Origin of the sequence: Photobacterium kishitanii, assembly GCF_003026355.1 — a bacterium.
GTDB classification, from domain to species: Bacteria; Pseudomonadota; Gammaproteobacteria; order Enterobacterales; family Vibrionaceae; genus Photobacterium; species Photobacterium kishitanii.
Genome location: NZ_PYON01000004.1, coordinates 95,634 through 110,703 on the forward strand (window position 1 = coordinate 95,634; position 15,070 = coordinate 110,703).

The window sequence follows — 15,070 nt, forward strand, 5'->3', positions numbered from 1 at the left end:
CGCGTGTTTTAGTCTAAATAGATGTAAATCAGCAGTTAAAAATACAAGGTGATAGTTGTTTTATGGTTTTAAACCGTGAATGACGTCACCTTTTTTGTTGTAAATTGATGACTTTTTCTGCCAATGTTGGTTTGTATCAACGGAAAATAGCGGCTTTTTAGTTGGAAAGATGACAGTTGTCGAGGGCAGGAGTAGAATCGCTGGTTCTTTCTATATTTTGGAGCGTGTCATGGAAAATGTTCGCCTAACACAATACAGCCACGGTGCCGGATGTGGTTGTAAAATTTCTCCCCAAGTACTTGATACTATTCTTCGTACTCAATTAGCACCTTTTGCTGATCCTAATTTACTGGTTGGTAATGAGAGTAAAGATGACGCTGCCGTTTATGATATCGGTAATGGCCAAGCAGTGATCAGTACCACTGACTTCTTTATGCCAATTGTTGATGACCCATTTGATTTTGGTCGTATTGCGGCAACTAATGCGATTAGTGATATTTATGCTATGGGCGGCAAACCGATTATGGCAATTGCTATTTTAGGTTGGCCAGTAAATGTTTTAGCCCCTGAAATTGCTCAAAAAGTTATTGATGGTGGCCGTTCTGTGTGCCGTGAAGCGGGTATTTCTCTTGCTGGTGGTCACTCTATTGATGCTCCTGAGCCAATTTTCGGACTTGCAGTAACAGGGTTAGTAAGTACTGATCGTGTTAAGCGTAATGACAGTGCAGAAGCAGGTTGTCATTTATACCTAACTAAACCATTAGGTATCGGCGTGTTAACTACAGCTGAAAAACAATCTAAGTTGGCTGATGAGCATAAAGGTTTGGCACGTGATTGGATGTGTAAGCTCAATAAACCCGGTGCAGATTTTGCTGATGTTGAAGGCGTGAAAGCATTAACTGATGTGACAGGTTTTGGTTTGATGGGTCACTTAACTGAGATCTGTGAAGGTAGTAACCTGAAAGCTAACATTTGGTTTGATAAGATCCCAACACTACCTGGCGTGTATGATTATATCGCTCAAGGTTGTGTACCTGGTGGTACTGAGCGTAACTTTATGAGCTATGGTCATAAAGTGGGTCAAATGACTGATCTGCAAAAAGCTTTATTGTGCGATCCTCAAACATCAGGCGGCTTATTATTAGCGGTTGATCCAAGTAGTGATGCCGAAGTACAAGCTATTGCTAAAAAACATAACATTTTGCTGGAAGCGATTGGTGAACTTGTGCCGATGGATGGCGATACCTTTATTGAGGTTTGCTAATGCAACGTCCCAATTGCGATGATTTTCGTTCTCTGTTTGTCAATGATACGCCATTAATGGATATGCGAGCACCGGTTGAGTTTCAACAAGGTGCTTTCCCTACATCAACGAGTCAGCCATTAATGACCGATGATGAGCGCGCTGCTGTAGGTACTTGCTATAAAAATAAAGGTCAAGCAGCTGCGATCGAATTAGGGAACTCGTTGGTAAATGGCGAAATAAAAGCAGAGCGTGTAGCGCAATGGAAAGCATTTTGTGAAGCCAATCCCAATGGTTATTTATATTGTTTCCGTGGTGGTTTGCGTTCACAAGTTACTCAGCAGTGGTTAAAAGAAGCGGGAATTGATTACCCGTTTATTACTGGTGGCTATAAAGCATTACGTCGTTATTTAGTCGATACGATTGATGATGTTGCCACTAAGCCAATGTCAATTGTTGCTGGTAATACAGGTAGCGGTAAAACCATTATGGTTAACGTACTTGCTAATGGCCTCGATCTAGAAGGTGCCGCTCACCATCGAGGTTCATCATTTGGTCGTTATGTAACACCGCAGCGAACTCAGATTGCATTTGAAAATGATCTTGCTATTCAGATGCTCAAAAAATTAGATCGTGGCATTGAACACTTTGTGTTTGAAGATGAAGGTAAAAATATTGGTTGTGCAACTGTACCTCTCTCTATTAATCGAGCCATGCAAGAAGCAGATATTGCCGTGATTGATGATCCTGTTGATGTGCGTTTAGCGCGTCTATTGGATGATTATGTGATTAAGATGCAACGCGATTATGTGGCTCATTATGGTGAGGAACAGGGTTGGATTTTATTTGCTGAGTATTTAGAAAAGGGCATGTTTAATATTCGTAAACGTCTCGGTTTTGAACGTTATGAAGTGCTGCTTAAAGCGCAGCAACATGCAGTGAAAATGATGCAAGCTAGCGGTTCATTAGTTGAGCATGATGCTTGGTTAGCGCCGTTATTAGAGCAGTATTATGATCCTATGTATACTTATCAATTAGATAAAAAAGCAGATCGAATTGTATTTAGAGGTGATTATCACCAAGTACAAGAGTGGTTAGCTGCTCGATAATAGAGTAATGGATCATGGGATTATTATAATGCCCGTCTAAATAAAAAAGCCGATTTAACAGTAATTGTTAAATCGGCTTTTTTGTTGATTATGATTCGTTATGTGTGAAATATTGCTGCGGCATAAACTGTTTATTCGTCTGAATCAGTTCAAGTAACTGGCGAATATATTGATGGCCAATCTGTGAATATTGGTCTAAGCCTTGTACTAAAGATTGCGCGCTGATTGGTTGCTGTTGTTGCTGGAGTTTTGCGCGTGTGGCACGTAATCCAGCATAAGCTTGGTTGGTATTGATATTATCAAAATAGGCTTGTACCGCAGCTTGAGTTGATGGGAATTTTTGCACCTCATGATAATTTTGAGGATCAGGTTTAAGCGGAACAATACCGCAGCCTTTGGTAAAGCACCATTGACCAAAGTAGCTATTACCTGCAGTGGCAAAGCGCGAAGTCCCCCATGATGATTCCATTGCCGCTTGAGCAAGTACCATTGGTAGTGGAAGTATATTAACTCGTTGCAATAGTTGTGATAACCATGCGTTATTTATTCCTGTTTTAGGGATTGGCCATTGATATTGGGAGACTAAACGTTGGATCAATTCGCTATTCGGATTGATCTTGGATGGATCCTTGGCCAGAGTGAGGAGTTGTTGTCGATCCGCTAAGATCTGGCGATTAATGTAATCAATATAAGGCGATAAGTAAGCGAAAAAAGCGGTTTTCTTATCATCGGTATCGATAATTTTATTAAAATCAGGTTTAGTAATAGTAATCGGCGGTTTTACTTTATCAGATTGATTATAAAAGAATTTATATCCAATGGTAACTAATGAAAGTATAACGATTAGGCTAATTATTTGATGTTTATTAATCATTTAACCTCTAATGTTTAGTATTCAATACAGTCTATAATGGTAACCTGATTGTTACATGTGAGCAATTATACGCCATCATTACTGGTATTATATCCAGTGTAATCTTGCCGTTAGCATCAGTTTTCGGTACAGTCATAGCATTAATTATTTCAGATAAAGATCCCCATGAGCTGCTTATATATAGCTGAAAAACCAAGCTTAGGTCGAGCAATTGCGGCTGTGTTACCTCGTCCACATAAAAATAATACTGGCTATATTGAAGTAGGTAATGGCGATATTGTTACTTGGTGTATTGGCCATTTGTTAGAGCAAGTCGAACCTGATGCTTATGATGCTCGTTATAAAAAATGGCACTTAGAAGATTTACCTATTGTGCCTCAGCAATGGCAATTAATTCCCCGTAAAGCAGCTAAGCAACAATTGGCAGTAATCAAAAAATTAGCAAAAACGGCGACCTCAGTGGTACATGCAGGCGATCCTGATCGAGAAGGGCAATTGCTAGTCGATGAAGTGATTGATTATGTTAAAATATCAAAAGCTAAAAAAGAATCCGCGCAACGATTATTGATCTCTGATCTAAACCCTGCCGCAGTTAAAAAAGCTTTGGCAACTATGCGTAGTAACCGCGATTTTATTCCGTTGTCAGTATCTGCATTAGCGCGTTCACGTGCCGACTGGTTATATGGCATGAATATGACTCGAGCTTATACTTTATTAGGTCAAAAGGGTGGCTATCGAGGGGTGCTATCCGTTGGGCGTGTACAAACCCCAATTTTAGGGTTAGTTGTCAGACGTGATGATGAAATTGCCAATTTTGTCGCTAAACCTTTTTATGAGGTACTGGCGCTTATCGCTTATGGCGAACAGATTATTTATGCCAAATGGCAACCGAGTAAATCGTGTGAGCCATTTCAAGATTCAGAAGGGCGCGTACTACACCGTAAATTGTGTGAAAACGTAGTTGAACGTATTAAAGGCCAGCCAGCGGAAGTGACTGAATCTGAACGTAAGCAAACGAAACAAGCGCCACCGTTGCCATATTCTTTGTCAGCGTTACAGATTGATGCTGCCAAACGGTTTGGAATGAGTGCGGCTGATGTTTTATCGACTTGTCAGTCACTGTATGAAAAACATAAAGTGATCACTTACCCTCGTTCTGATAGCCGTCATTTACCGTTAGATCATTTCAAACAAGCGAATGATGTGTGTCGCTCAATTGCAGCAACAGATAATCAGTTAGCAACTGCGGTAGATAATGCTAATACTTCCTTAAAATCAAAAGCATGGAATGATAAAAAGGTTGATGCCCACCACGCTATTATACCTACTCCTAAATCATCGTCAGCATTAACTGGCTATGAAGCTAAAATATATCAGTTAATTGCGCGGCAGTACTTAATGCAATTTTACCCCGCGGCTGAATATGCAGATGCTAAGTTAGTGTTCACTATTGCTAATGGCCTATTTATCGCTAAAGGACGACAATTAATGTCACCGGGTTGGCGAGCATTACTTGGGCGAGATGATAAAAAAGAGGACAATGATTTAGCGGATAAAGTACCACCGTTAGATAAGGGGACTGTATTAGTGTGCCGTGACGGTGAAATCAAAGATAAGATGACTGAGCCACCAAAAGCATTTACGGAAGCGACACTATTACAGGCAATGACAGGCATCGCACGTTTTGTCTCTGATGCCTCACTGAAGAAAATTTTGCGTGATACTGATGGTTTAGGCACTGAAGCTACTCGTGCTGGAATTTTAGAAATGTTGTTTAAGCGCCAGCTACTGCAACGTCAAGGTAAAACGATTCACGCCTCTGAAGCAGGTAAAGGGTTGATTTATGCGCTACCTGATACATCAACCTATCCTGATATGACCGCCCACTGGGAACATCAACTGCATGATATGGCAGAGAGAAAATGTGCCTATCAACCGTTTATGGCAGCACTAGAACAACAAGTAACGGCACTGATGGAGCAGGTAAAAGTGAGTGAAGTACCGCCAAGTTTGCGCTCACTAACTTCACCGGAGTTTAAACCGCGCGCTAAAAAGCGCAGTTATGCCAAGAAAGGCACTTCAGCAAAAACAAAATCAGTACCAAAAAGTAAGAGCTAGCAATAATCTCATTGATAATTAGAGGCGATAAAAAAGCAGCTTAAATGCTGCTTTTTTATGACTTACAGCGATATTTATTATAAAAATCAGATATTAAATCAATTATCATCATTTTTTTGAAATTCAAGAATATCCGCTGGCTGACAGTTAAGTGTCTCGCAAAGTTTATCAAGAGTCGAAAATCGAACCGCTTTCGCTTTTCCATTTTTCAGTATAGATAAATTTGCTTCTGTCATATCCATTGCTTGAGCTAATGTTTTTAAGCGTATTTTTCTTTTCGCCATTATTACGTCTAAATTTATAACAATAGTCATAATAAACTCTTAAATGGTGTAATTTTGTTCATCGGCGAGGAGATAACCTTCTTTCATAATCCACGAAATTATAACAATAATCGCGCCTATTAATAAGGTTAAAAAATCAATACCTTCAAAGCTAATTGCAATCATGCGGTGATTAGGCGGATTATTAAAAGTTAATATTAGTGTCATTAATGCTTGATAGAAAATAGATCCTCCAACCCAATAAAAAACACTATAGCCGAGTTTTTGATAGCAAGTTGCATTTTCCAACGTAAATATTTGTCTATTTTCATAGTTACGGAAGAGTTGGATTAGAATTTTCAACGCATACATAATTATCGAGCAATAGATCATGCTGGTTAACATTGCGAGTAAACGAGTACCTAATGTTAATGGTGTTTCTGTTAGTTTATTGATATCAAAAGATGTTTGTACTATGCCGGTATTTCTTAAAAAGTCATAGGGTGTTTCAACCGTTAACCAAAAATAACCGATTAAAATAGGCGTTAAAATTAATAATAGTTGTAATATAACTCTTACTCTATGACTTTGCTGTTGAATCTTTTGCATTGAGATTATCCTTCTAATTTAATGAGGCTAGGATAGAGGATGAAATCATCATTTACAATAATAAATTATCGTTAATCGATAATTTATTATTACAATTAAAGTACTCGATAACAATTTTTACCGTCGGCTTTAGCTTGGTAAAGTGCGGTATCCACCTGTTGGAAAAAATCACAATAGGTGGTTTTTTTCGATGGAATAATGGTACTAACACCAATACTAATAGTGACAACCGCGGGGGTCTTATCATTAGATGTCAAACTTGGAAAAGGCAGAGCTAGTTGATGAATGGCATCAATCAGACGTTTTGCATTCTCAATCGCTGCTTGTTGATCTTGTCCTGGCAGTAAGAGTACAAACTCTTCACCGCCATAGCGTGCAAACAATGTTCCTGCTCGACGTTCAACTTTTGAAAGCGAAGTAGCAATGGTTTTTAAGCATTGATCACCAGCGGCATGGCCGAGTTTATCGTTATAAGTTTTAAAGTTATCAATATCGAGTATAAGTAATGATATTGGTAGTGCGAGTCGACTCGCTCGTCGCCATTCTGTAACGACTGTTTCATCAAATACACGTCGGTTAGCTATATTAGTTAAAGAATCGATACGCGATAATTTTTGTAGTTGTTCATTGGCTTTATTGAGTGCTTCAGTACGACTTTGTACGCGTTGTTCTAAATCATGATTGAGTTGTATTAGGTTATCAGCTGCTTGCAGTCGCAAGATATGTTGGGAAACAATAAAACCATATTGCTTTAGGAGTTGGTGGTGATAATTACGTAATGGTTGTCCAGTCAGTAAATTATCGCAAGCAATCCATCCTATCGGAGTATCTTCGTCCCATAAAGCAATATAGGCACTCCAACCAAAGCCGATTTGTTTTAAATCATGAAATAATGGTGTATTTTCTTGGAACGCAATATATTCTTTATCTTTTAACGTCTTAGATGCATACCATTGATTAGGAATAGGTGAGCTAAAATAAAATTCATCCACTGTCTCACCATCAATATCGGTGCCAAATGTTCCATGCATGTTTTGTTGTTCATCAAATAAAAAAATAGCCATTCTATCGATATGAAGTTGTTTCTTACCTTCATCAATAGCGATAAATAGCATGTCTCTCATTGAACTGCAGCGCCATAACTGAAAAGAAATATCATGCATACTTTGGAGTTGGTTCAGTAATGCTTGTTGCTGCTCTTTCGTTGAAAGTAATTCTTTCTCTGTATTCATTCGACTGAGGCTATGATGTTTAGTTGTCTGTTTTTCTAAGCTAGTTTTAATTTCAGTGGCAAGTAATGATGCCACTATCGCGAGGTGTTTAGGGACGAGATGAGATGTTAATGGCACCGCAATGGTCAGATGCCCAATAATGACTGAACGGTGTTTCAGTGGTATTAAGACATAGCGATAATTAGGTAATATATCAATAGAAGCGGTCGTTTTATTAGCGTAATAATGAATATTTTTATAATAGTGTTCATTTTTTTGCGTTGTTGCTATTGGTGGAAAATGATATTGGATCCCTTTTGAGTTGAGATCTAATAATAATTTCCACTCATTGTTATATTTAATAATGAGTTGAAGATGATTAACGCTAAAAAACTGAATAAGATTGCGGCAGATTAATTCACAAATAGTTCTGAGACTATGAGCGTTACTACATTGTTTAGCGATTGTTTGGTAGAAAAGTGCAACCTGTTCGTTCATTAATACTCTATTCCATGAGTCTGTTTGCGAGTGGCATGCTATTGTTAACTATTCCCTTAAAAATTAGCAAGATATATACCACAAGTTAGTGATATCTTCTTTTTTACACTAAAAAGTGAGATCTAGCGCATATTCATTATAGTCATTATTCCCATTAATTTTACAGTTTAGCATGATGGAAATTACCTATTTTTATTATATTGAATCAAAATTGAGCGACATAGTATTCGTGCTATAAAGGGGGCGCGAAGATGAAGATAATAATATTAGTGGTGATAATTTATCTTAGTCTATTGAGTGGGTGTAGTAGTCGCCATCAACAATTAGCTGAACTGGGTTTTGAGCGAGCTTATCTCGATGGTTACCAAGATGGTTGCTATAGCCGCTCTGTGGCAGGTATCACTCATCAAGAAGGGTTTCGACGTGATCCTGAACGTTCAATAACAGTGAATAAATATCGCCGTGGTTGGCAGGATGGATTTGAACATTGCTATGCTGATGATCGTGATAACTATCTTTAGTTTAGATAGCCTTTAATTCGTCCAGATAAACAAAAAGCAGCTTGAAAGCTGCTTTTTGATAAATATTATTAGCTGTTAATCATTACTACTATTGGGTACGTAGAAACGTTTTAATTCGTGCATAACTTGCATTAATGTTGAAAGCTTAGGCTTATCTTGATCCATTAATTGATAGTTATCATTATAAACACGATAGTTACCATATTTATCGACGACAGTTGTGGTACCTTTTTGAATCACAACAATGTCATTATTATTACCAGCTAAGATCCAACGGCGATCACTGTCATTATCAAACAGACTAATTCCTGAACTGTAATTTGATGGTTTAGAAGCGACATTGAATAATGATTCCATCAATGTTGGTACTAAATCAAGATTACTCGTTGGGCGGGTAACAATTTGAGCCTCATGCTGTGGCCAATGAATAATCATTGGTACTTTTATTTGATATTGGCTGTAATTACTGTCAGAACCCCAACTATTATTACCCGTTTCATTAAACTCAGTACCATGATTTGAGGTCACAACGATAATCGTATTATCCATCATGCCTTGAGCTTTTAGCTGTGCAAATACCTTACCTAAAATACCGTCAATATGATAAGCCGCATTACGGTAGCTATTTTTGAGTAATATACTAGAATTTACTTTTTTATCATGGAGTAGATTACTGCCCAAAGATGGTGTGAATTTGGTTGGGTAATCACTACTTTCTTCATATTGGTCAACTGACGTTAGTTCAAGCAAGCTAAACCATGGGTCATTAACTTTTTGTTTTTCTAGCCAACGGTGCCAATCATTAAAGGCTAAGCGATCGCTCGGTGTGCGTTTGCCGTTATCGAGGTTATCAATTGTGGCCAGTTGAGTTTTAGAAAAAATAGCATCGCGGTAAATTGGCTGTTCGAAACCTTCGCCACTAAATAAACCAAAGTGATAGTCACGATTTTGCAATGTGTCTAATAGTAATGGTGATTTACCTTCTGCTCGAATACTGTTGGCATATCCACTAGGCAGGCCATACAGTAAGCCAAACACACCGCTATTATTATTACTGGTACTGTAGTTATCAGTAAAATTAATATTATTATTAGCAAAAGCGGTAAGGTTTGGCATCGTGTCGGTGTTTACCATATCGCTACGTAAACTATCGACCATAATAATCATTAGATTTTGCTTGGTCCCTTTATCAATAAAACTAATTTTATCAATTGGGTAGCGCATCATTTCACTATTATTAATACCTTGCTGGACTTGACGCTTGGCATATTCTTGACGATCTAATAAGCCATGTTTTTCCATGAAGGTTTTTGCTGTCATAGGGTACGACAATGGAAAATTTGAGCGCTGCATTGTAACTGGGCGATATAGATTAGCATCCGCCCAGATATAAATAATGTGGCTACTTAGAAAGCATAAGCCAAACATGATAGCGATAGGGCCACCAACATTCTTACGGGTTAGCTTTCTAAGTTTACGCCAGATCCATTCTGAGAATATCATCTCTATGAGGAATATGACGGGAACGACAATAAAGAGGTATTGCCAGCGTGTATTTAACTCTGTTTTTTCGCCACTTAATAATAAATCCCATACCAGTGGACTTAAATGTAAGTCAACACTTTGGTATGCATAAGTATCGAGCAGTAGCGTGGTCAGTCCTACGGTTGAAACTAATACCGCAAACACTCGCATTAAGCGCTGTGAAGGGATAAGAAAACTTGCAGGAAAGAGGATTAGTATATAAATACCAAAGACAAGAAAACCAAAATGTCCGATCCAGCTTAATCCTAGATACAGTTGTCCGATCGTTGTCGTCGGCCACTCTGAATAGATAATATAACGCGTGCCAAGTAGCATGGCTGCGATGATATTGAAAAAGCTAAACCAGTGTCCCCAACTAATTAGCTGGGAAACTTTGTCTTTGTATGTGCTGGCGACCATAAATGTCAATTCTTCTCAGTCTTCAATGCTATGTCTAACTTTAACAAGTCAAACTTAATCTTTTTTAATTGAGGCCTGTAGTGCTTTTGCAAATTTTTGTGCAAGAACTTCACGTTGTGCAACAGGCACATTAGCATTGATAATATTAGTAGCAATATCACCAACAACCATAAGGGCTAATTCTGGTGATGTATTATGTTTGTCAAGAACATCGAACACATCATCAATGATTTGTTCAACTTTTTTAGTGCTGTATTTTGAGGTAATTGGCATAAGAAATCTTGTTTAATGTTTAGGATAACGACTTATGATAACCTAGAGTTCAGTTTTCCTGAAAACCTTTTCCATTATGAGTCTTACACTTTCGAACGTCATTCTACACCAATTAGTAAAAAACGACCAAGATGAGCTAGAAATTCATCTTAGAAATCAAACTCTTGATAATGATTCTGCGACTGAGGATCTCGTTGCTGAATTACATCGAATTTATAGCAGTAAGGGCACAAAAGGCTTTGCTCATTTTGCTGTAGATAGTGAGTTTGCGCATTGGTTAAAACAATTCCGTCAAGGAGAGCTAGATTTCCTGACATTTTCTAACCAGTCAGTGCAACGTTTACAAGCTGAATTAGCAAAATATCCGTTTGCTGAAGCGGGTACATTAGTAATGGCTGAATATCAGTCATTAGCGACCGATTATTTGTTTATTGGCATGTTACCGACTTGCCACAGTATGAAAGTGACCGATCAGCTAGGCATTAGCGCTACCGATTATCTTGATATTAATAAGATGGATATTGTGGCACGGATTGATTTGTCATCATGGGAAACTAATCCTGAATCAACACGCTACCTAACTTTTGCTAAAGGACGAGTTGGCCGTAAAATTGCTGATTTCTTCCTCGATTTTATGCAAGCGGAAGTCGGTTTAGACGTAAAAGTTCAGAACCAAGTACTGATGCAAGCGGTAGAAGATTTCTGTGCAGATTCGCGCTTAGATAAAGAAGAAAAGCAGCAATATCGTAAACAAGTTTATGACTATTGTAATGGCCAACTTCAAGCGGGTGATGAAGTTACTGTAAAAGAATTGTCTGGTGAATTACCCGCTGCTGATGATGGCACTAATTTCTATGATTTTACCTCTAAACAAGGTTATGAATTAGAAGAAAGTTTTCCAGCTGATCGCACAGCAATGCGTAAATTGACCAAGTTTGTTGGTTCTGGCGGTGGTATGACGCTTAATTTTGACAGCATGCTGTTAGGTGAGCGTATTTTCTATGATGCGGAAACCGATACTCTGACGATTAAAGGTACGCCACCTAATTTGAAAGACCAGTTATTACGTCGTTTAAATAGCGATAATTAATGCTAGCAGCTGATGAGCTGCGTGATTGATGATCTTATAAGGCCACTGTGAAGTATGCACTCTATGATGAGGTATATTTGACGGTGGCTTTTTGTTATTTAGCGATCAACAACTGACATTATTATTGCTTAAGTTTATTTGTACATTGTTCTAAATTTATTCGAACAATGTATTAAAGTGTAATTAATAACCATCAGTATAAGCGCTATTATGATTTTTGCCCATTAGGTTCTGATTTGGGCGTAAATTTGATCTTTATCATTGGCACTGCGCAAGATGGATGGATAATGGCGCAACTATGATAGTTATTAACAATCATTCAGTTCGTTCGCAGCGTGAACTGAATACAGTGAAAGCGATGATTCGCCTATATTGTAAAACGTTGCACCGTGGAGCCGTAATGTGCTCTGAATGTGAAAGTCTTATCGAGTATGTTGAAGAGAGAGTAACAGGTTGTCGTCTTGGTGAAGAGAAGCCAAGTTGTATGCATTGTATTGGGCATTGCTATCAATCTGCCAAGCGTCTTCAGATGATCCATGTTTTACGCTGGACATATCCGCGTTATTTTTGGCGTCATCCATTTCGGGCTATACAATTTAAGTTAGACAATTTACGTAGTGTCCAAATGTCAGCCGATAAAGCTAATATTATCGCAAAAACGAGTTAAATCTCTATTTATTGAGTTAAACCGATATTGATTTAACCTAACAACTGAAATAGATTGTCCTTCCTTTGGTAATGCCATTAGCATTATTTAAAAGGAAAAAGGCTGCAGAAATGCAGCCTTTTTTAATGTTTTTTATTGGTTATTACTGAGCAATTTTCACGAGTACTTGTTGTAATAAACGGATACGAGGCTCAATAGATGCTAAATCTAACCATTCATCTTCACTATGAAAACCAGCACCAATAGGCCCTAAACCATCAAGCGTTGGAATACCTAATACTGCGGTTAGGTTTGCATCTGAACCACCACCAACAGCTTGCCAAGTAATATCAATCCCTAATTCTTTACCGACTGCTTCTATTTGCGCCATTAACACTTTAGTTTGTGGGCTTGGTGTCATGGACGGCTTATGTGCTTCTCGCTCTGCAGTGATAACGACACCATCAACAAACGGTGTTTCTGTTAATGCGCGAATTTTCGCATCAACAGCCGCATACTCATCGTTATCCCAGAAACGAACATCAACCACGACTTCGGCAAAATCAGGGACAATATTTGCGCCAGCGCCGCCACTTACAACACCTGCATTTAAGGTGGTGCCTGATTCAAAATCAGTCATCGTGTTGATCGCTAAAATCCAATGTGCCATTTCAGTGATAGCACTGCGACCATTTTGTGGTTCATTACCCGCATGGGCTGCTTTACCGTGGAAGCTTAGACGGTAACGTGCCATGCCTTTACGTGCTTTAACCAATGAACCATCAGCACGTGCTGCTTCTGCGACTAAAACATGTTTAGCATTAATCGCAACGCTTTTTAGCCATGACTCGGAGTGCAGTGAACCTATTTCTTCATCTGGGTTCATGCACACACAAATAGATAAAGTATCTAATGTTGTCGAATCAAGATCACGCAGTGCATAAACAACACTTAACAGGCCTGATTTCATATCTGAAACACCAGGGCCATAAGCACGCTCATTATCGTGTGTCATCGGGCGAGCTGCCGCAGTACCGACAGGGAAAACGGTATCCATATGACCAATGAGCATCACATCAATATGATCTGCTTGTGGTTTATTACGTACTTCTAAACCCGTGCCAGCAATACCACAATCAATACGTTTAACATCCCAACCTAAATCAAGGTATTTTTGTGCCATGATCGAAGCAACGACTTCGATGCCATCAACGGTTAATGTGCCACAATCGAGATTAATAAGAGGACGTAGTTCTTCAAGATAATTATTAAGAGAAAAAGACATTTTAATGACTCCAGAGCTGTTTATGGCTCAGTGATAATAAACACAGAGTACGCACTACAACTAAGACGCTGTAGTACGTTAAATTATTACACTAATACATTCATTACGAACATCGCGGCAAAGGCATTGAGTACTGAAATTGCAATCATTACTGGAATATAACGACCTTCAGTACGGATAGGACCCATAATACGGCCCATGTATTGAACCTGTGAGCCCATTAAGTAAATCGCAGGCGCTAGAATAGCAATGTGTTCGCCAGTAAGAATACCTTGGTCAAACAGAGTAATTACCACGCCTACAGCACCGCCCATTGACATCCATGCACCAATCAATACTGCTGCGGCTTCACCAGGAAGTCCAAATATCGCCATGATAGGTGAAAATAGGGTGCCCATCGCATCAAGTGCGCCAGTGATTTGCAGCGCTTTGATGATCACGAAAGCCATTAATACGTTAGGAACGGTTGAGGTTGTTGCAATTACCCAACCTTTCTTTGCGCCTTCAACAAAAATATCAGTAACCATTGGTTTTTTTGTAATAGTCATTATGCGTTTTCCTGAGCAGCAGTCGTTGGTTTAGGGTCTTTATTTTCTTTGCCTTCGGTGATGTTTAAATACACGCGGAAAATGTTAGCCCCGACAAATTTGAAGATAAACATAATCGCAACGGCAAGACCGATAGAAGAACTTACTGCAGGTTCACCTGATGCTGTGGTTAATGTGAACAGCACGGCACCGGATGAGAAAAAGTTAACAATGGCAGCACCCGCTGAGAATTGGAACATGGTGAAAATATCTGTCTCTCGTTTGGTTAAATGACCTTCATCATTTAATTGACGGGTCATTGCTGCTCCGGCATCGGTACTTTGTAGCGATGCAATTAAGGCTAAGCCTGAGTTACCAGGAATACCCATTAATGGGCGCAGTAATGGGGTTAATAATTTGCGAGCTGCATCTAGCGCGCCGTAATGCTCAAGTACATTGATCATACCTAAGGCAAACATTACGGTTGGGATTAACGTTAACGCAAAAATAAAGCCATCGCGTGCTCCACTACCGCCTTTACCACGGAATGAGGTTGATGCTGCTTCAACACCTTCTGCAGTATCGTTTACCGAATAAACCACATTACCAAACGATCCATTTAACGTCGTGAAGTCAAATACGCCATACCATTGATTAGATTGCAGTGCTCCTGAAAAGAAAATGACAGCAAAAGCGAGGGCAAGATAGCTGCCGATGGTAACTTTACGGCCTTCTATTGCGTTGTTGCTCATAGATATATCCTTATAAAATAAAAAATGGTTTCACCAAATGAATGCCGATGATTATTTTGTGGCTATGTTTTCAAATTGTGCGTGTAGTGATTAATTCGGTAATAGCG

15 protein-coding genes are annotated in these 15,070 nt (G+C 38.9%); 6 read left to right on the forward strand and 9 right to left on the reverse strand.

The features are described 5' to 3' along the window. Nucleotides 1-229 precede the first annotated feature (229 nt). The gene (selD, locus tag C0W29_RS06280) at nt 230-1,264 is read left to right on the forward strand and encodes a selenide, water dikinase SelD (RefSeq protein WP_036793762.1); all 1,035 of its coding nucleotides are present in this window, start codon (nt 230-232) and stop codon (nt 1,262-1,264) included. Next, complete coding sequence (gene mnmH, locus C0W29_RS06285) at nt 1,264-2,352, forward strand: tRNA 2-selenouridine(34) synthase MnmH (protein WP_045042813.1); 1,089 nt, start codon at nt 1,264-1,266, stop codon at nt 2,350-2,352. The genes selD and mnmH overlap by 1 nt, the downstream gene beginning before the upstream one ends. Before the next feature lie 88 nt (nt 2,353-2,440). Here mnmH and C0W29_RS06290 read toward each other — a convergent pair whose 3' ends face one another. After that, nucleotides 2,441-3,226 (reverse strand): glucosaminidase domain-containing protein, encoded by a 786-nt coding sequence (locus tag C0W29_RS06290; protein WP_045042814.1) that lies wholly within the window; start codon nt 3,224-3,226, stop codon nt 2,441-2,443. Between the two features lie 165 nt (nt 3,227-3,391). On the opposite strand from C0W29_RS06290, the gene C0W29_RS06295 reads away from it, so the two are divergent. Next, a complete protein-coding gene (locus tag C0W29_RS06295; protein ID WP_045044901.1) occupies nt 3,392-5,344 on the forward strand; it encodes a DNA topoisomerase III in 1,953 nt (650 codons plus the stop codon). Nucleotides 5,345-5,442: 98 nt separating this feature from the next. Here C0W29_RS06295 and C0W29_RS06300 read toward each other — a convergent pair whose 3' ends face one another. The 3 genes from C0W29_RS06300 to C0W29_RS06310 form a co-directional block, all read right to left on the reverse strand. Beyond that, nucleotides 5,443-5,658 (reverse strand): helix-turn-helix domain-containing protein, encoded by a 216-nt coding sequence (locus C0W29_RS06300; protein ID WP_036793789.1) that lies wholly within the window; start codon nt 5,656-5,658, stop codon nt 5,443-5,445. 9 nt (nt 5,659-5,667) lie between these two features. Next, nucleotides 5,668-6,216, reverse strand: coding sequence for a DUF2975 domain-containing protein (locus tag C0W29_RS06305; RefSeq protein WP_045042816.1), 549 nt, complete (start codon nt 6,214-6,216; stop codon nt 5,668-5,670). Nucleotides 6,217-6,311: 95 nt separating this feature from the next. Beyond that, nucleotides 6,312-7,925 carry a GGDEF domain-containing protein gene (locus C0W29_RS06310; RefSeq protein ID WP_045067295.1) on the reverse strand — a complete coding sequence of 538 codons (1,614 nt, stop codon included), beginning with the start codon at nt 7,923-7,925 and terminating at the stop codon, nt 6,312-6,314. Between the two features lie 251 nt (nt 7,926-8,176). Between C0W29_RS06310 and C0W29_RS06315 the strand changes: the two genes are divergently transcribed. Beyond that, nucleotides 8,177-8,446 carry a hypothetical protein gene (locus C0W29_RS06315; RefSeq protein WP_045044900.1) on the forward strand — a complete coding sequence of 90 codons (270 nt, stop codon included), beginning with the start codon at nt 8,177-8,179 and terminating at the stop codon, nt 8,444-8,446. A gap of 75 nt (nt 8,447-8,521) precedes the next feature. Here C0W29_RS06315 and C0W29_RS06320 read toward each other — a convergent pair whose 3' ends face one another. Further along, entirely contained in the window at nt 8,522-10,390 is a 1,869-nt protein-coding gene (locus tag C0W29_RS06320; RefSeq protein WP_045042818.1) for a DUF3413 domain-containing protein, read from the reverse strand. 54 nt (nt 10,391-10,444) lie between these two features. After that, nucleotides 10,445-10,663 (reverse strand): YejL family protein, encoded by a 219-nt coding sequence (locus C0W29_RS06325; RefSeq protein WP_036793798.1) that lies wholly within the window; start codon nt 10,661-10,663, stop codon nt 10,445-10,447. 76 nt (nt 10,664-10,739) lie between these two features. Between C0W29_RS06325 and yejK the strand changes: the two genes are divergently transcribed. Together yejK and C0W29_RS06335 are read left to right on the forward strand one after the other, a co-directional pair. Continuing rightward, nucleotides 10,740-11,753: a nucleoid-associated protein YejK gene (yejK, locus tag C0W29_RS06330; RefSeq protein WP_036793800.1), complete on the forward strand. Its 1,014-nt coding sequence runs from the start codon at nt 10,740-10,742 to the stop codon at nt 11,751-11,753. A 298-nt stretch (nt 11,754-12,051) separates the two neighbouring features. Further along, nucleotides 12,052-12,420, forward strand: coding sequence for a nitrous oxide-stimulated promoter family protein (locus C0W29_RS06335; protein WP_036796285.1), 369 nt, complete (start codon nt 12,052-12,054; stop codon nt 12,418-12,420). A gap of 142 nt (nt 12,421-12,562) precedes the next feature. On the opposite strand, the gene C0W29_RS06340 is transcribed toward C0W29_RS06335, so the two are convergent. From C0W29_RS06340 to C0W29_RS06350, 3 genes are all read right to left on the reverse strand, one after another. Further along, a complete protein-coding gene (locus tag C0W29_RS06340; protein ID WP_045044899.1) occupies nt 12,563-13,684 on the reverse strand; it encodes a M20 family metallopeptidase in 1,122 nt (373 codons plus the stop codon). 86 nt (nt 13,685-13,770) lie between these two features. Then, nucleotides 13,771-14,232, reverse strand: coding sequence for a YjiG family protein (locus C0W29_RS06345; protein ID WP_036793804.1), 462 nt, complete (start codon nt 14,230-14,232; stop codon nt 13,771-13,773). Then, the gene (locus tag C0W29_RS06350; RefSeq protein WP_045042821.1) at nt 14,232-14,963 is read right to left on the reverse strand and encodes a nucleoside recognition domain-containing protein; all 732 of its coding nucleotides are present in this window, start codon (nt 14,961-14,963) and stop codon (nt 14,232-14,234) included. Before C0W29_RS06350 ends, C0W29_RS06345 begins: the two co-directional genes overlap by 1 nt. Nucleotides 14,964-15,070 lie beyond the last annotated feature (107 nt).